Here is a 17,259-nt window from a genome sequence, read left to right on the forward strand (position 1 = left end):
CGAACAGGACGTGGAGCGCATCAGCCACCGCGACACGCCGCGCGACCTGATCCGCAAGGGCCGCGACATCGAGCGCCGGGTCCTGGCCCGCGCCGTGCGGTGGCGACTGGAGGACCGGGTGCTGCTCAATGGGAGCAAGACCGTGGTGTTTACCGACTAGCCGCTCATACGCGGCCCAAGGCATTTTTCGCCCGTGTATTGAAGCTAAAGATAAGGCCCTGACGTCATGGAAGAAGTTATAGAAATCGAAGGCGCTTCTGGCCGCTTCTACCGGTTTATACGAGGTAGTTTGGTTTCCACATCCAGCGACGCTGGCAACTTTGTCTTTCTGACGAAAGAAATTCCGTCATCAATTGTTTGCTCAGGCACGACTGCTGATCTGGGCTTGGCCGCTCGGTTCTGGAACGGCGTCCCGGCACCCGCCCCTGAGACCCGCTTCTACATTAGACGCAACGTGACAAAGACCATGCGCCAGGCCGAGCATGACGATATCTGCCTCAAGCACGCGCCCGAAATGGTCGTCTTTGAGTTCGATGGCTCCAGATGAGCCGCGTGTTTGATGCGCTCGGGCGCGCAGTTGGCGCCAACTTCGTTAGGCCCCGGTGATCATGTCAAAGCCCGGGACCAAACCTCGTGAGAGGATTTATCTCCCTCACGCAGTCGGCTATCAGCCGGTAGGCCGCCCCAGCCTCATCCTGCAGCAGTCGCTCTGCGACAGTTAGCTTTCCAGCCACTCCAGCGATGCTGGTGGCTTCCAGCTGCGCCAAGTGCTCCAGACTGCGATCCTGCCGCCCAACGAGTTCCTTCATCTGCAATTCGACCTCAAGCATCTCGCGTGCATCGGACACTTGGCTCCGCTCGGCCACGGAGAGAGCAACCCACCCATGCTCTCGCACCAACCGCGCCTCAAGTTCAGCCCAGTGACAACTCAGCCGTCCTATTTCGCCGTCTAGCGAGTGCCACTCAGCGCAAAGGCCCAGCAAATGGTCTGAGCCGGATCCCGCATTTAACCCGCGTAAGGCGGAAGTGGGCTTTCTCTTTCGAGACGGCATAAGGCGCGCTCCAGGCGCAGACGTTCAGTCCAACCCTATGAGGGCCGGTGACGGTTGAATAAAATTCCACTAAACTAAAATGAATTTCCGCGACTGAGTCAACGAAATTCCGTCATTATAGAAGGAATTTCTATCACTTGTTGATTGCCTCGCAGATCCGAATGGCCAGGGCTGCTCTCGGAATCAGTGTGCGCGAACTCTCAAGTCGAACGGGAGTAGGCGACTCCACCATCCTACGTTTTGAAGCTGGGAAAGGCGGCATCCTCGCCGCCAACCTCGAACGCCTGAAAATTGCGCTGGAAGCTGGGGGCGTGATCTTCTTCGCCGCCGACGCTCACGGAGGCCCTGGCGTCCGGTTCCGCCAATCGCCTCCCGGGTTGGATCATCCGACTTGAGCCTTCCCCAGTGCTCCTTAGGGCTCTGGAATGAAAACGCTCACTTTTGAACCGCATTCAAACGAAGTGGGGGCTTTGAAGGGCGCATCTTCACCCGCCGACCTAGCCCTTACGTCTCCGCCGGAGTCTGGCCGCGGACGGGCGGGTAGCCGGCGAGTGACCGCGCCAGGGTGACCAGGACGCGCCGGTCGCGTTCGTTGAGAGAGAGGAAGATTTCGGCCACCTCCAACCCGTTCCGGATCCCGGTCATCTGCATAACCATGTTGGTCGGCGCCTCATCCGAGGGGACCTCAGAAGGAAGAAGGGCGGACGGAGGGCAACCGAGCGTCTTGGCGATGGCCACCAAAACCGACGCAGAAACGCGGTTGGAGGCCTTTTCGTATTTTTGCACCTGTTGAAAGCTGACCCCGATCGCGTCGGCAAGGTTGCTCTGGCTCAGGCCGACGAGCTTTCTCTGGGCGCGGATCATCTGCCCGACATGAATGTCGACCGCCTCGGGCTCATCAGTACGCATTTTTTGAACCTTACTTATGTCGTCGTCGAGACCGCCAAAACTTGTGCAACCCACCTAACAAGCTGAGCCCATACAGCAATGACTTGCCCGCCTTAGTAGCCATTTGGTCAAAATACACGCGAGGGGTGTTCCCGCGCCGTGGGTGTAGAGGGCGAATGCGCGCTTGCCGAGCCCCCGCCCTGGTCTGTTGGGGATGAGGTCGCGCTCACGCTTGGCGTGCCGGCCAGCCGGTAGCTGTTGTGGTGTCGACGTCGCCGGTCAGCACCTTCAACCCGCCGCGACGCTTCTGCTGTCACCGATCGGGCCGATCAGCTGATGTGGTCGCGCTTTTACACCATGGCGGTTTTAGTCAGCGTGAAGTCGACGTGGACCGCATCATAAGGAAATTTGACGCCCTCCGCTGTGCGGTCGAGGACGCCGACATTAATGAGGGCCTGAATGTCGCCATGCACAGCCTTTACGTCCCGACCGACCCGGCGCGCAGCTTCACGGATCGACATGGCCCCCTGTCCCGTCATGGCATGGAGCAGTTCCCATCGCTTCCGGGTGAGCGTCTTCCACAGCAGCTCGGCCGAGGCGAAGGAGATATGCGCTCCCTGCTTTTGGCCTTCAAAGGCGGCAAGCGCCCGGCGCGTCACATCCTCACGGGAAGCGACGGAGAGCGTCACGGTGTTCATTCGGGCCTCCATTGGTCCACGTCATTCCAAAAATCCACCATCAGCTTTGCTGGCGTCGTGAAGGCGTAAGCCGTTTCAACTCCGCCGATATGCCGATGGTCTCCTTTGCCAGCTTCGTTGTCGTAGCGAAGCACGCAGGCGCCGACATAGGCGTCGAGAATGGGCGATCGCCTTTCCTCTGAAAAACCTTCGTTTATCGGAGGCGAGAAGCCACAAAGCCCTCGCCTGCCATTTGGCCTGGCTTTCCTTCCCAAAACTATCTCTTGAAACCTCTTCCCGAATTAGGGACCCTCAAGATGAGTTTTGGGAAAATTCCGCCTCTCGCCCCGTCGAATGACGATCGCGGTTCGACGAACGTCGACTCTTGGATGCTATTGGATGGCTCAATGCTGATTGGCTACGCTCGGGTCTCAACGCAGGATCAATCGACCGCCCTTCAGATTGACGCCCTGAAAGCGGCTGGCTGCAGTCGAGTGTTTGTCGAGACCGCATCAGGGGCGCAACGCGACCGTCCTGAACTCAAGGCCGCCCTCGATTTCATGCGCGATGGCGCCAGCGACATGCTGGTTGTTTGGCGACTTGATCGGCTGGCGCGATCTTTGCGGCAACTCATCGAGACAGTGGACGCGCTTGAACGTCGAGGGATCGGATTTTGCTCCCTTACCGAGGCGATCGACACAACGTCTCCAGGCGGTCGGCTTGTCTTTCACATCTTCGGCGCAATGGCGGAATTTGAACGGTCCATCATTCGGGAACGGACCCGTGCAGGCCTGGACGCCGCCCGAGCCCGCGGGCGCAGGGGGGGCCGCCCACCAGCGCTCTCAGTTCGGGACCTTACCGTCGCCCGGGCCTTACTGCGTGATCCGGAACTTACCGTAGAAGAAGCCGCCCAACGGCTCCAGATCGCCACATCGACCTTGTACAGGCATCTGCCAGGCGGCCGCCGCGCACTATTGGAGGCCGAAGCGATCGGCAAGGAGGAGGCCGCGGAGCTTACATGACCCTACCGACCCCTCTTCCTCGCCAGCCGGCCAAGCGGCACAAGGCCCAGACCACATCGCCCGCAAGGTTGGTCGTGGTTCATCCAGACCAGATCACTCAGCGCGATCGTCGCCCTTGGAACCAGAGCTCCCTGGAAAACGTGGTCATCAGGTTTATCCTGGTTTCCACAGTGATCGTGGCCATCGGCGCGGGCGCGATCGTCCTGGCCGTCAGCTTTTCCCTCAAGGCTTGGTAGGCTCGCCGCGCCGCCGGCCACGCGTGACATAGGGGGTGCGGCGCAGAATGGTGCCGCCTGCGTGACTCGAACACGCGACCCCCGCATTACGAATGCGATGCTCTACCAGCTGAGCTAAGGCGGCGCACAATTGGGTGCGAAGGTCGTGTAGTCGGTAAGGACGTGAGCGCCAAGGCCCCGCGGCAGGAGGGCGCAGTCTTCAACCCAGGTTGAAAGGGCAAAAGCCTGTAGACTCAAGGCGTCTAGAGACTAGGGCCACCTGATTCGCGGAATGCAAATGTCGGAAGCCACCTACGTCACCTACGTCCCCAAATCCATGCGACAGCAGCTTCGAGCTACACTGGAGTCTGAGGACACCGGAGCCATCACCTGGCGAGAAAAGAAGCTGCGCCACGGGAGCGAATTCTACTTCTCTGGCCCTGTAGGCCTGGCCCGCAGAACCCACGCTTTCCTCACGTCCTGGGTTGCAAGCGGAACCTGACCTCAGGCGTCAGAGCCGTCATCGAGCAATTTCAGAGCCTGCAAAGTCGTCGCTCGCTCGTCATCGCTCAGGTCCTGGGCGAGTTCGGCCAATAGGGTTTGCCGGCTTGCTTGGACAACCTCCGGCGCAAGGTGGGTCGATAAGGTCATGATCGCTTTCTCAGCGCCCGCGATGAGACGGTCTTTCGGGTCCATTCGGCATCTTCAGCGCAAGGCGAGCAAAAACACCCCAGCCTAAGGCTGGGGTGTTCCTGGAGGGGAGTTCTTTGGGTAGAACGACCAAAACGCGGCCCAGTTTGATTGGTTGCGCGGCCCGTGCAACCTCAAAAGCTTGAGCCCTTAAATCTGCTGTTTCTTAACGCGCGGGCCTTCGAAGCTGACAGCCACAGCGACGCCAGTGGCGCCCGCTCCCGCAGCTCTTAAAGCGGCCAGAGCGGGCGCAGGCCTTGCTGTGGTTGGAGCACGGGCAAGACCAGCCTACGCTCGGCTCTCAATTCGAGAATAGACGACGGCCAAGCTATCCCATCTCCCGAACGGGTGACACTGGGCCTTGCTGGAGGCTACCGTTAGGCGAGTATTTTTAGTTAGGCCTTCGCCTGGAAGCGTCCGTCCCTTCCGAGGAACCATGAGCATTCGCCCTGACCCCCACCCGGTACGCGACTTCTTTATCGAAGGCCTGATCGACTACGCGCCAAAAGACAGCAGTGAAATGATGGAGAGGCCTTTCTTCTCCATCTCCAAGCGCAAGCGCAACAAGCCGATTCACTACGCCACACCGGACGGGAAACTCTGGATCAAGGTCAACGCCAACCCGGTTCACGGGATGGCGACCATCTGGGACGCCGACATCCTCATCTGGTGCATCTCACGCATTGTTGCAGATCGTGACGCGGGCAAGAACGATCTGCGCCCAATCATCAACACCACGCCTTACGCCCTGCTGAAGGGCATCGCTCGAGGCACCAGCGGGCAAGACTATGCTGAGCTCCTCCGCGCCATTAAGCGCCTGCGGACAACCGAGGTGGAGACCAATATCCGAGCCGGTCGGCGACGCTACACCGCGTTCCACTATCTGGGGGACATCGAGGGCGAGGGAGAAGATCAATCTGACCCAGAGCAGCTCAAAACTCTGACCCTACGCGTCCCCGACTGGCTGCTTGATGGCATCCTCAGCGGCAACGTTCTGACCCTGGATCGGGAGTATTTCCGCCTGACCGGCGGGATTGAGCGGGCCATCTACCGCGCGGCGCGCAAACACGCCGGGAACCAGCCGTCTGGGTGGGTCTGCAAAATCGCCACCCTTCACGAAAAAACCGGCAGCGAATCTCCTTTGAAGAAGTTCGCCTTCCGCCTGCGCGAAATGTGCAAGCAGGATGACCTGCCTCGCTATGCGATGCGCCTGACCGTCACTCAGGACGGGAGCCCCGCCGTGCTGTTTGTCGATCGCGCTTTTCTCGACGAGAAGGCGGTCGCCAAACAGCGCGCCACAGCCGAGCAGCGGCTGCGGGAAGATGCTCGAGCCGCTTGGCTGGACGCCGGCCGTTCACCCGAAGGCTTCGAGGGCGCTTGGGCCCATTGGATCCAAGGCGGCGGCTCTCTGGAGGAATTTGCACGGATCTGCCAGGACAAGCGCGCCGTGATGGCGAGCCTCTAGGCCCTTGGAATCAGGCACGTGGTATCGGGAACCCTTGTCTCTTAAGGGCTCAGCCTGCAGCCCCCATCGTGGTTTCAGGAACCCCTTTCGCCCGTTCCAACCCTGCGGTTTGGGGGCCGTTTTGACCCTAAAAGCGCGCGCCGACCCCACATCTTGACGAATCGACGAATCAGACCGCTTGCCGATGGCGCAGGAGGCTATCGTGGTAACAGGAACTGACGGTCCGATTGGGTGTCGTGGTATCAGGAACCCGACCTCTTTAAGCGGCACGTGGTTTCAGGAACCGGCGGATCTGACCCGGCTCGTGGTATTGGGAACCGCCAGTTCTCCCCAACCCTCGTGGTATTAGGAACGATTGGGCACGTGGTTTCTGGAACCCCCCCCACGTGGTTTCTGGAACCGAATCTCGTGGTATCAGGAACCCCGATTCTCCAGAACGCCTGTGAATAGAATGGGTTACGAGCCAAAAAAAGGGCTTAACTGTTTAACTTCCCTTATTTAACAAGACTCTCTTTAACGGCCCGGGCTGTGGATAACCTCGAGCAGATGAAGCGACAGCGATGATTCAACGACCTTGAATCGAGACCGTGAAAATCTGCCTCTGGGCTTTTCGAGGAGGAGGCTTTTCAAAGCCCCTAGACTCGGTTCCTAACCTCCTCACCTCATGGAGTTCTGAGATGTTCCCTAACGGCTTGCGAAAGGCGCCTTGGCAGGCGTTACGCTGGGCGTGGCGGGCATTGCCTCTCTCCGAAGCGGCTCGCCTGAAGGTGGCGCCCTATCTTGATCGATGGCTGCCGGCGGTCGCGATCCGTATTCGTCATGGGACACCCAAACCGCCTGTCTGGCTCTACCCGAGGCCTGCCGCCGAAATCAGCGCCGGCGATTTTGTTCTCTCGGGTTTTCTAGGAGATCCCACAGGCATCGGCCGGGCGGGGCGAATGTCCCTACAGGCGCTTAGGGCTAGTCAGCTGACGGTCATCGCCCACGATCTGAGAACACCACCTCCGGCGGAGGTAAGGGACTCGGTTGGCGGGATCTGGCTGAGCCACTGCAATCCGCCCGAAGCCGTCGGCTTCCTCCTGCAGTCTGATCTTCCAAAGGATCGCTACCGGATCGGCTATTGGGCCTGGGAGCTTCCAGAATTGCCGGAAGACTGGGTTCCTGCCATTTCCCTCTTCCACGAGCTCTGGGCCCCCAGCCAGTTCGTCGCCGACGCCATCGAAAAGTCCCGGGGCGATGCCAATGTCCTGATCAGGGTCGTGCCCCACCCCCTACCCGACATGACGGCGGCGCATCGCGATCGGTCACGGTTTGGCATTTCCGAAGAGGTCTTCGCTTTCCTCTGCATGTACGACGTCCGTTCAACGTCGGCCCGCAAGAACCCAATGGGCGCGGTGAAGGCCTTTCAGATGGCTTTCTCGCCACAAGACCAACGGGTTTGCCTGGTGGTGAAGGTCAATTCGACCGATCCTGATCCCACATGTCTGGATCCGCTCAATCAACAGATCCGCAATTGGCCCAACATACGCTTGATCGTGGAAAGCCTCTCGGATGCAGACTCCGACACCCTGATCGCGACCGCGGATGTCTTTGTCTCGCTTCACCGGTCAGAGGGTTTTGGGCTTTCCATCGCCCAGGCCATGACCCTAGGGCGGGCCGTGATCGCCACAGGTTGGTCAGGAAACGTTGATTTCACCGAGGGTGGGATCATCTCGGTTCCCTACAGCCTCGTGCCGGCTCAGGACCCGAGCGGTCGCTATGACGCCCCGGGCCAGGTTTGGGCTGAGCCTGATCTCTACGCCGCGGCTGACGCCATGGTGACCTTCGCAACCGATCCTGCTCTAGCTGCGGCTCTTGGGCGAAAAGGCTACGATCTCGTACGTCAGAAGCTCCCGGCATATTTTGAAGTTTCACACCTTGCGCCGTGGCTGAGCGAACCCCTCGGGGCCGCCTCTCGTCATCTTGCGCGAGCATGACCTCGCGCCCCTGGAAGGGTGACGACCTGCCCCGGTCGCTTCGTTGACGCGCGCTTTTCACCAAGGGTTGGGCGCGTCCGTGGGCCGCGAAGCTACGATAAAGGCTTAGGTTGCTAGTTTCGCCCTATTCGGTCTGTTAAACCCCCTTGGTCTAGGGTGTTATGCGCTTCAAACCGCATTTGCTCGCGTTCGCCTCCGGCGCTCTCCCCGGAGGCGAACGCACCCCTCCTCCCACGCGAATTGATCCTGGTTGAAGCGCAGCAAGCTCTGCCCCGCCCCATCTTGACGCGCCCGCCGAAGGTCGATCTGCTGGCGACGTGAAAACACCGAGTCCCGTGAATTTATCAGCCCAGTTAGAGGCGCTCCACGCAGCAGGCGCGACCCCAGAAACGATCATCGTCTCAATGGAAGATTGGCTCGATATCGCCAAACAGGCCAGAGACCAGGCTCGTGGGAACGCTATCGCCGGCTACACTTTCGCGGGCGTGCCGGTCTTGATCGACAAGACCCAAACAGCCGTGGTGGTGCAGGTCAGGTAACTGAGGCGCCGCGTGACGGCGATCGGTCACCTCACAGGGCAATTCACGTTCAGGGGCGCCGCAAGGGCGGTAGGCCTCTCACTGTTCGGCTTCAAAAACTCTGCGGCCGCGCCGCCGCCAGACCTCCACCAGGGCTGCGCTTCCCTCCCCCTTGAGCAGGTCGGCCAGACCAAGGAATGCTCCAAACAGAGCGGCTCGATCATCATTGGTGAGATCGACCAGTCCCGCCTTTTGGACGAGGCCGCCCAGCTCGATGAGCTGACGGGTGCGAGCACGGCGCTCGACGGCCCAGGCGCGATTGTCGGTGCGTGCGCGGGCAGCCTCAAGGCGAGCCATGGCCGCCACCGCTCGTCGCTGCGCTAGTGTCGTCGCCCGAAGGTTGGCGAAGGCTTTTGCCGGTCCGCGCGCGCCGTTGAAAGAATGCGGCTCCGCGTTGGCGCCACCCCTCCTTTGTTTCTGATTGTTTCGCGCCGTCCAAGGCCTCCAGCAGGATGCCAGCCAACGTTTCGGGATCGAGGGCGTCGGCCCCCGTCGCGATGACCATCTCGCCCAGCTGGACGACTTTGCGCGCCTTCAGGGTCTTAGCCTTGTCCTGAAGCGCGCGGAGCTCAGCGTCGATATCGCGGGGTTTGCGCAACCTGTTTCTCCCAGCCTATTGCGCCCCCTCCTAGGAAACTAGCAGGCGGCATCGGTGTGTCTAGCTTGGCGGGCTCGCTGGGTTCGGTCAGTCACTCATTGAAGGATGAGAGGAGTGCGCGCTTATACGTCGTTGAACGACGTGGGCTTTGAAGGCATTGTCAGCGGGCATTTGTGGAGACCTGCATGACGCCCGACGCGTTCCGCCTACTGGCCATGCGCCTGCCAAACGTCGAGTTTGGCTCCAACCTGGGCAATCACGAATTCCGCGTCGGGACCAAGGTGTTCGCCTCGCTTGGCTCACCTGTCGTCGGCCAAGCGCTGATCAAACTAACGCCGCGCTCCCAAGCCCAGTTCGTGGCGCTGGCGCCGGGCGCCTTTGCGGCCGCCCCTGGTGGGCAGGGTGCCCGCGGCGGGACCATCGTGAAGCTGGCGATGGCGGACGCCACGATCCTGGAGCGCGCCCTTGAGGCTGCCCATCAGAAGGCTTCAGGCAAGGGCTAGGCGTGGCGATCTACCATTTCAGCGCCAAGGTTATCAGTCGCGCCAACGGCTCCAGCGCCGTGGCCGCGGCAGCCTATCGGTCGGGGTGCGAATTGCATGACGAGCGGCTGGGACGGTCGCACAATTTCAGCAACAAGGCCGGCGTCGAACACTCAGAGATCATGGCCCCGGAGGGCTCGCCCGAACGTTGGCGGGATCGCCAGGCTTTGTGGAATGAGATTGAGGCTGGCGAAATACGCAAGGACGCGCAGCTCGCCCGCGAGGTCGAGTTCTCGATACCACGTGAGCTGAATCAGGCTCAGGGCATCGCGCTGGCCCGGGATTTCGTGGCCAAAGAGTTTGTCGACCGGGGCATGGTTGCCGACCTGAACGTGCATTGGGACATAGGGCCAGATGGTCTGGCCAAGCCGCACGCCCACGTCATGCTTTCGATGCGCGCGGTCACGCATGACCCAGCCGGACCGGGCGGCTTTGGCAAGAAGGTTCGCGAGTGGAATAGCGCTGAGCTCTTGAGCGACTGGCGGGCGGCCTGGGCCAACCACGTGAACACCCGATTGGCCGAACTCGACATCGATGCGCGGATCGATCATCGCAGCCTTGAGGCTCAAGGCATCGACCTGGAGCCGCAGCACAAGATTGGGCCGGCGGGGATGCGGCGTGACGCCCGCAGCGAGGGTCACAGGCCCGAGGACGCCGAGCGCGCCTTCGATCACCGAGAGATCGCCCGACGCAATGGCGAGAAGATTATCGCCGAGCCGAGCGTCGCCTTGGACGCGATCACCCGCCAACAGAGCACGTTCACCGATCATGACGTGGCGCGATTTGTTCACCGGCATACCGATGACGCCGATCAGTTCGCCCGGGCGATGAGCGCGGTGAAAACCTCGCCGGAGTTGGTGGCGCTGGGCAGGGATGGCGCCGGCCGCGAGCGTTTCAGCACGCGCGAGATGCTGACCACGGAAGTGCGGCTGGAACGATCTGCTGAGCAACTTGCAGCTCGTAGCGGGCGTAAGGTCTCGGCGGCGGCGAAGCGGGGGGGCGTTGCCGCCGCCGAGGGTCGCGGGCTCTCCTTGGGGGGTGCACAGCGCGACGCCTTTGAACATATCATCGGGCCCCAGGATTTTGCACTGGTTGTGGGCTACGCCGGCGCCGGTAAGAGCGTGATGCTGGGCGTGGCTCGTGAGGCCTGGGAGGCCCAGGGCTACCAGGTCCGCGGCGCCGCCTTGTCTGGCATCGCGGCCGAGGGCCTGGAGGGCGGTTCAGGGATCGCCTCAAGGACGATCGCCAGTCTCGAGCATGGCTGGGCCCAGGGCCGCGACCTGCTCACCGCTCGCGATGTTCTCGTGATCGACGAAGCGGGCATGATCGGTTCTCGGCAGATGGACCGGGTGCTGGCCCACGCGGTGCAGGCCGGCGCCAAGGTGGTGCTGGTTGGGGATGCCGAGCAGCTGCAGGCGATCGAGGCTGGCGCCGCGTTCCGGGCGCTCACAGAGCGACATGGCGCTGCTGAGATCAACGAGATCCGCCGTCAGCACGAAGCCTGGCAGCGGGAAGCGACGCGAGAGCTGGCCACGGGCCGCACAGGAGCCGCTCTGGACCGTTACGAGGCCGCGGGCATGGTGTGCGGCCATGGGACGCGCGAAGCCGCCCGTGGCGCCCTCGTGGAGGGCTGGGACATCGTGCGGCAGGCCAGGCCGGAGGCCAGCCAATTGATGCTCGCCCACACCCGGGCCGACGTGGCTGAGCTCAATCAATTGGCGCGGCGCCGTTTGCGTGAGACCGGCGACCAGCACGTGGGGGCGCTTGGCCCTGACCACTTGGTGCAGACTGAGCGCGGCGAGCGGTTCTTCGCTGCGGGGGATCGGGTGATGTTCCTGCGTAACGAACGCTCTTTGGGCGTGAAAAACGGCACGCTTGGGACTGTCGAGAAGATTGACGGGGCCGGCCTCGCCGTCCGTCTGGATGGTGATGATCGGCGCGAGGTGAGCTTCGATCTGAAGGATTACGCCCACATCGACCACGGCTATGCCGCCACGATCCACAAGAGCCAGGGCGTCACCGTGGACCACGCCCATTTGCTGGCCAGCGATGGCTTGGACCGTCACGCCGCCTATGTCGGAATGAGCCGCCACAGAGAGACGTTGGCGGTCCATTACGGTGCTGATGACTTCAAGGACCGCGCCCAGCTCGCCCGCACCCTTGGCCGCGAGCGGGCCAAGGACACGACCTTGGACTATGGGGAGCCACACCTGGCGGAAGCCTTCGCCGAGCGGCGGGGTATTGTCCGGTCGGAGATCAGCGTCACATCGAAAATGGCTAAGCCAGCCAACCGGGCGCCGTCACGGTTTGCAGGGTTTAGGCCAAAACCTGCGCCCGACCGTCTCGTGGGGGAGCGCAAGGCTGGCCAGGCGCCCTCCCCTGCTCCCATCGCGGACCTGCAGCGTCGAGAACTGACCGAAGGCGTGCGTGGCTACGCGCGGGCCTTCGCCGATGTGGCGCGGATGGTGCGGAGTGGTTTGCCGGTGTTGCCACACCAGGAGATAGCCCTGAAGCGCGCCGACGCGGCGCTCTCGGCCGTCAGCCTTGAGGTAAGCCATGACCTGCGCTCAGTGCTGTCGCGCGAGCTTGGGCTCGCCGGTCGGATCGATCAGCCCGGCGGGATGGAAGCGATCGGCGAGGCGCTGGCCCATGAGCACCGGGTGCGGCTAGACCCCCGTCTGCGCGCCGAGCGGTTTGTGGAGCACTGGACCGGCCTCAAGGCCCGTCACGCCGAACTGGGCAGCTGGCAGGACGTCGAGGCTCGCCGCCAGGTCGAAGAGCGCATGAAAGCCTTGGCCAAGGGCCTTGGCCGCGATCCTCAGGTGGAATCGGTGCTGTCGAACCGCCGGCAGGAGCTTGGGCTCTCGACCCCCTCCCCCGGCCGTAACCTCGCCCAGGATTTGGCGCGGTCGCTTGGCATCGGGCGAGGGCTTAGCCGCTAGGAAGGTCCATGGCGTGGACGAGCCAAGGCTGAGGTGTCGCAACTGCGCAGGTTGCTCTTCAGGCGTGAGGATCGCGACATCCTATATATAAAGAGAATGGCTACCCCGTAGCATGGCTCCTCACCCCCCGAGGATGGAATGGGAACGCGGGTGAGCATGTGCTGGCGAACCGCAAAAGATCGCGCTGCGTATCACTTGGCAGCACCGACGCGTCCTCTGAGTCGCGCCTTGGGTGAATTGCTAATACTCACTACGTGAGGGCGCCCCTTCGGAAACCCAATATCTAAATCCAAGCATCCTTCTCATGCCGCCAAGAGCATCGGGATGATTACGCCAGTACGCGCGCCTACGGGTCGCCCTGCGGCCTACGCCCCTGAAAACACGCCTCGAATATCGTCAAGCCAGGGCCACTCGCGGGCCCCAAGCACAATTTTCACGATAGGGATTCAACGGCGCCACATTCCGCTTGAGCGACTATGTGGTCTGCTGTATAGCCAGCTCTTGCCCCCAAGCGTCAGCTGGTAGGGCTAGATCTTTGGGAGCGAAACCGAATGCCTTATTCCTCAACACAAATGACAACGTTCTTCACGAACGTGCATGCGGGCCGCGCGCCGACCGCCGCGGAACAACTTCTGCTTAACGCCTGGGCCCAGCAAAACGCCGCTGGCGTGCTGACCGACGCCGCCGCCCTGCAGCTGGTTGTCGATAGCGCCGATGCCGAAAGCACCGTCGCCCTGCTGACCTACCAATATTTCACCGGCTCCGTGCCGACCGCCGCTGGCCTGGCCTACCTGGTCAATTCGGCCACGAACACGACCGATCTGAACGACGCCTACTACGCCGGCTTCAACATCGAAAACCGCTACATTAACTTCTCCGCCAACCTGGCCCTTTCGGGCCCCACGTCGGCGAGCTTCGCGACCACCTACGGCGGCTTCACGGTCGCCCAGACGATCGACGTGGCCTATGAAACGATCATCGGTTCGGCTCAAGCCGCCGCCGCTGGCATCAATGTCGCCGCCGCGAAGGCCGACATCGGCGGCGCCGCCCGCATCACCTACTTCACCAACCTGGTGAACCAGCACTTCCCGACCGCGACCGCGGCTCAGAAGGATCTGGCGCTGAAGGCCGAAATCATCGGCTACATCATGGGCGAAGCCGTGAAGGCCAACGTCGGCGCCTATTCTAACGCCGCTTCGCGCCTGCTGGCCGACCTGGCCGTTGACAATGTCGCCACCCTGGGCGCCAGTCTGACCACTAGCTACTCGACGGCTGCTGGCACCTCGACGGGCGTCTCGAGCTTCACCCTTACCGCCGGCACTGACAATGTCACCGGCACCGGCGGCGACGACGTCATTAACGCCCCGGCCGGCACCTACACGACCGGCGACACCGTCAACGGCGGCCTGGGCATTGACAGCCTGAACCTCACCCTGACCGGGGCCGCTCCCGTCGGCACCATCGTCGGCGTTGAAAAGCTTTTCATTACCGCTTCGCCGAACAGCGCCACCCTCGATCTGGCCGGTGTCGCCGGCGTGACCGAGATCACCAACAAGTCGAGCGCCAACGGTGCCACCGTCACCGTCAACAACGTCGCCGCCATCGCGACCGCCGGTATCGACTCCACCGCCACGGCTCTGACCGTCAACTACGCCGCCGCCGCTGTCGCCGGCACGGCTGACGCCAGCACCCTGAACCTGTCCGGCGCGTCCAACGCCTCGTTCACGACTGCGGGCATCGAAACCCTGACCGTCAACTCGACGGGCTCGGCCAACACCCTGTCGACCCTGGTCGACACGGGCATGACCAAGCTCGCCGTCACGGGCAGCGCCAACCTTACGATCACGGGCGCCGTTGGCGGCGCGACGATCGCCACGGTTGACGCTTCCGCGGCGACCGGTGCTGTCACCTTGACGACGGGCGCGGGCGCTGGCGGTGCTGGCGCTGTCGGCGTTACGGTTCTGGCTCCCACGGCTGCCGCCGCTGGCGCCTTCACCGTAACGACCGCGGGCAACAAGGACACGGTCACCCTCGGCGCTGGCAATGCCACCGTTGATACGGCTGGCGGTAGCGACACCATCAATGCTGGCGTCGGCACCAACGTGATCACATCCGGCGCGGGTAACGACACCGTCAATCTGACCGGCACCAAGGACACGCTGCGTTTCGCTGAATCGGGCGGCTTGAACTCAGACGTCGTCAATGGCTTCTCGGCCACGTCGGTTATCTCGTTCAACCTCGGCACGGCTGCTACCGCAACCGCCGTCGCGGCTGCCAATGCTCAGTTCGGCACGGTCGCAACCGGTGCAACCTCCCCGACCATGTCGGGCGTTGGCGGCGCTGCTGCTGCAACCACGTTCACTGCAGGCACCACGTTCAACGAAATCTCGACCGGCGGCGCGATTGCTGCGGGCTCGACGATCGTCGAACTGACCGGCGTGTTCACCGACGGCACGGCCGCTGGCGCGATCAACGCCCTGGGCGTTTCCGCCACGACCGGTGTCGCCACCGCCCCCACCGGCAAGTTCATCCTGGTCACCTACTCGGTCGGCAACGTCGCCCAAGTCTGGTCCTATGCCGGTGACACCACGGTCAACACCGACATCGACGTCGCTGAACTGAGCCTGGTTGCTACCCTGAACGGCGTTGCCGCCGGTTCGCTGGGTCCGGCAAACTTCTCGACCTTCCTCGGCGCTGCTGCCGCGGCAGTCGTGGGTCCGCTGGCGGGTCAGACGATCAATCTGACGGGTACGCTGAACCTGGTGACCAACACCGCGAACGCGGCTGGTCAAATCCTGACCGGCGCCGCTGACACCGTGAACGTCGCCATCGGCACCCTGCCGACCGCCGCCGCCACGGCCACGACCGGCCTGACGGTTATCGACTCCGCCGTTGGCGACGCCGATGTTCTGAACGCTACTGTTCTGAGCAATGGCTGGGATCTGGGTACGCTGGTTTCGGGCATCGAAACGGTCAACCTGAACCTGCTGGTTGCCGACAACGGCTTCTCGGCCGCTGCGGTTCTGCCGGGCGCGACGGCGATCAACTTCACGGGCACTGGCTCGACGGGCGCGATCACCAATGTTCTCAGCGGCACCGCTCTGGGTCTCGGCGCGGGTTACACCGGCACTGTCACCAACAACGATGCCCTGGCTGCCCTGACCCTGAACCTGCTCGGCAACGCCGGCACCTCGATCGCCACCAGCCCGACCTTTGTGTCGACCGGTCTGATCACGGCGCTGACCGTCAATGCTCAAGCCAACAGCTTCCTGAACGCTAACTCCGCCGGTGCTGTGTTTAATGCCACGTCTACGACGGTGACCGGCGCTGGTAACCTGACGCTCCTGGCCTCTGCGGCCGCTTTTGACGCCGCAGCGATCAACGCTTCGACCCCGGCCTATTCGGGCATCCTGACGGCTCGTATTGCTGCCGGCTCTGCCGCTGGCTCTATGGACTTCACGGCGCTTGGTACTGGTGGTGTTGTGCAAAACCTGCGCGTCATCGACTTCTCCGACGTTGCTGCCGCCCAAGTCTTTGCTGCCGCTCAAACCATCACGCTGGGCGCGGTCACCGGTGGTGGCACGCTGACGATCAACGACGCTCCGACGGCAGCGACTGTCAACCTGACCGGCCTGACGGTTGTTCAGCAAGGCGCCGCTCTGAACGACGTCCTGAACGTCAACCTGGGCGCCAACGCTTCGGGCAACCTGGCGACTGGCGGCATCTCGGCGGTCTCCACCGAGACGGTCAACCTCAGCTCGGCCGCCACGGCGGGTACCGCGATCTCGGTCGCGAACATCCTCACGGCCGCTGCTGCTGGGACCCAAACTGTCAACGTGACCGGCAACCAAGCCTGGACCCTGGGCACCGTGACCGCTGACACCCTGTCGACGACGGGTGTGGGTTCGACCGGTTCGGTTACCGCAACCCTGGCTAACGGTGCCTCGGGCGTGTCCTTCACCGGTGGTGACGGCGCTTCGACCATCACGGGTTCGGCCAATGCCGATGTCATCGTCACCGGCGCGGGCAACGACGTTGTTCTGACCGGCGGCGGTCTCGACAACATCAGCACGGGCGGCGGCAACGACGTCATGGCTCAAGCTGGTACCGTGGCTGGCGGCGTCTTCACGGCTGTGGGCGCTCAGAACGCCGCTGTGACCTTCACCGGCGGCCTCGGCAATGACGTGTTCGGCCTGGGTCTGGTGGCTGTCGCCAATATCGCGACGGTCACTGACCTGAACCTCGGTTCGGGCGCTCCTGCCGGTCAAATCGACCGTCTTTACTTCGACCTGGCCACGGCTGGTGCGGCGACCATCGTTTCACTGGCCGCTACGCAAGCAGCCATCACTGCAGCTGGTACGCTGACCCTCGCTGCTGACGCTGCTGTCAACGCTCTGAACGGTGCCGCCAACAACGTGGGTACCTTCACCTACGCCGGCGATACGTATCTGATCGTTAACGGCGTCGCTGCTGGTGCCACCTACGCCGCTGGTGAAGACGTGCTCGTTAAGATCACGGGCGTCACGGGTACCCTGGACGCCTCGGATATCGTCATCATCTAAACGATACCCTTTGCGAAACTAGGAGGGGCCGGCTCGCGAGAGCCGGCCCCTT

Annotated in this window: 16 protein-coding genes, 1 tRNA gene and 1 pseudogene; 10 read left to right on the forward strand and 8 right to left on the reverse strand. The window is 62.6% G+C overall.

Annotated elements, in window-relative coordinates:
• Both purU and Q8M85_RS15305 read left to right on the forward strand, forming a co-directional pair.
• Positions 1-160 (forward strand): annotated as a pseudogene (gene purU / locus Q8M85_RS23400) (formyltetrahydrofolate deformylase); the annotation flags it as partial.
• Between the two features lie 66 nt (positions 161-226).
• Entirely contained in the window at positions 227-547 is a 321-nt protein-coding gene (locus Q8M85_RS15305; RefSeq protein ID WP_305546145.1) for a hypothetical protein, read from the forward strand.
• Between the two features lie 64 nt (positions 548-611).
• Here the strand turns inward: Q8M85_RS15305 and Q8M85_RS15310 are convergent, their stop codons facing one another.
• Positions 612-848: a hypothetical protein gene (locus Q8M85_RS15310; protein ID WP_305546146.1), complete on the reverse strand. Its 237-nt coding sequence runs from the start codon at positions 846-848 to the stop codon at positions 612-614.
• Positions 849-1,213: 365 nt separating this feature from the next.
• Between Q8M85_RS15310 and Q8M85_RS23405 the strand changes: the two genes are divergently transcribed.
• Positions 1,214-1,447 (forward strand): helix-turn-helix domain-containing protein, encoded by a 234-nt coding sequence (locus Q8M85_RS23405; protein WP_371135271.1) that lies wholly within the window; start codon positions 1,214-1,216, stop codon positions 1,445-1,447.
• Between the two features lie 109 nt (positions 1,448-1,556).
• Here the strand turns inward: Q8M85_RS23405 and Q8M85_RS15315 are convergent, their stop codons facing one another.
• From Q8M85_RS15315 to Q8M85_RS23410, 3 genes are all read right to left on the reverse strand, one after another.
• Positions 1,557-1,961, reverse strand: coding sequence for a helix-turn-helix domain-containing protein (locus Q8M85_RS15315; RefSeq protein ID WP_305546148.1), 405 nt, complete (start codon positions 1,959-1,961; stop codon positions 1,557-1,559).
• A gap of 329 nt (positions 1,962-2,290) precedes the next feature.
• Positions 2,291-2,638, reverse strand: coding sequence for a hypothetical protein (locus Q8M85_RS15320; protein ID WP_305546150.1), 348 nt, complete (start codon positions 2,636-2,638; stop codon positions 2,291-2,293).
• Positions 2,635-2,772 carry a DUF6516 family protein gene (locus tag Q8M85_RS23410; RefSeq protein WP_371135272.1) on the reverse strand — a complete coding sequence of 46 codons (138 nt, stop codon included), beginning with the start codon at positions 2,770-2,772 and terminating at the stop codon, positions 2,635-2,637. Before Q8M85_RS23410 ends, Q8M85_RS15320 begins: the two co-directional genes overlap by 4 nt.
• A 252-nt stretch (positions 2,773-3,024) precedes the next feature.
• Between Q8M85_RS23410 and Q8M85_RS15325 the strand changes: the two genes are divergently transcribed.
• Positions 3,025-3,639 (forward strand): recombinase family protein, encoded by a 615-nt coding sequence (locus Q8M85_RS15325; RefSeq protein WP_305546152.1) that lies wholly within the window; start codon positions 3,025-3,027, stop codon positions 3,637-3,639.
• Positions 3,636-3,875, forward strand: coding sequence for a hypothetical protein (locus Q8M85_RS15330; RefSeq protein WP_305546154.1), 240 nt, complete (start codon positions 3,636-3,638; stop codon positions 3,873-3,875). The genes Q8M85_RS15325 and Q8M85_RS15330 overlap by 4 nt, the downstream gene beginning before the upstream one ends.
• Positions 3,876-3,923: 48 nt before the next feature.
• On the opposite strand, the gene Q8M85_RS15335 is transcribed toward Q8M85_RS15330, so the two are convergent.
• A tRNA-Thr gene (locus Q8M85_RS15335) sits at positions 3,924-3,999 on the reverse strand.
• A 359-nt stretch (positions 4,000-4,358) separates the two neighbouring features.
• On the reverse strand, positions 4,359-4,550 hold the full coding sequence (locus Q8M85_RS15340; protein WP_305546156.1) for a hypothetical protein: 192 nt from the start codon (positions 4,548-4,550) through the stop codon (positions 4,359-4,361).
• A 430-nt stretch (positions 4,551-4,980) separates the two neighbouring features.
• On the opposite strand from Q8M85_RS15340, the gene Q8M85_RS15345 reads away from it, so the two are divergent.
• On the forward strand, positions 4,981-6,009 hold the full coding sequence (locus tag Q8M85_RS15345) for a replication initiator protein A (RefSeq protein WP_305546158.1): 1,029 nt from the start codon (positions 4,981-4,983) through the stop codon (positions 6,007-6,009).
• Between the two features lie 677 nt (positions 6,010-6,686).
• Positions 6,687-7,985 (forward strand): glycosyltransferase family 4 protein, encoded by a 1,299-nt coding sequence (locus Q8M85_RS15350; protein WP_305546160.1) that lies wholly within the window; start codon positions 6,687-6,689, stop codon positions 7,983-7,985.
• A gap of 617 nt (positions 7,986-8,602) precedes the next feature.
• Here the strand turns inward: Q8M85_RS15350 and Q8M85_RS15355 are convergent.
• Both Q8M85_RS15355 and Q8M85_RS15360 read right to left on the reverse strand, forming a co-directional pair.
• Positions 8,603-8,860, reverse strand: coding sequence for a conjugal transfer protein TraD (locus Q8M85_RS15355; RefSeq protein ID WP_305546162.1), 258 nt, complete (start codon positions 8,858-8,860; stop codon positions 8,603-8,605).
• A complete protein-coding gene (locus Q8M85_RS15360) occupies positions 8,847-9,161 on the reverse strand; it encodes a conjugal transfer protein TraD (RefSeq protein ID WP_305546164.1) in 315 nt (104 codons plus the stop codon). The genes Q8M85_RS15355 and Q8M85_RS15360 overlap by 14 nt, the downstream gene beginning before the upstream one ends.
• Before the next feature lie 185 nt (positions 9,162-9,346).
• On the opposite strand from Q8M85_RS15360, the gene Q8M85_RS15365 reads away from it, so the two are divergent.
• The 3 genes from Q8M85_RS15365 to Q8M85_RS15375 all read left to right on the forward strand — a co-directional run bounded on the left by Q8M85_RS15365 (position 9,347) and on the right by Q8M85_RS15375 (position 17,207).
• Positions 9,347-9,664, forward strand: coding sequence for a hypothetical protein (locus Q8M85_RS15365; RefSeq protein WP_305546166.1), 318 nt, complete (start codon positions 9,347-9,349; stop codon positions 9,662-9,664).
• 2 nt (positions 9,665-9,666) lie between these two features.
• Complete coding sequence (traA, locus tag Q8M85_RS15370) at positions 9,667-12,645, forward strand: Ti-type conjugative transfer relaxase TraA (RefSeq protein WP_305546168.1); 2,979 nt, start codon at positions 9,667-9,669, stop codon at positions 12,643-12,645.
• 551 nt (positions 12,646-13,196) lie between these two features.
• Entirely contained in the window at positions 13,197-17,207 is a 4,011-nt protein-coding gene (locus Q8M85_RS15375; RefSeq protein ID WP_305546170.1) for a hypothetical protein, read from the forward strand.
• Positions 17,208-17,259 lie beyond the last annotated feature (52 nt).

This window comes from Tabrizicola sp. (assembly GCF_030694085.1).
GTDB lineage: Bacteria > Pseudomonadota > Alphaproteobacteria > Rhodobacterales > Rhodobacteraceae > Tabrizicola.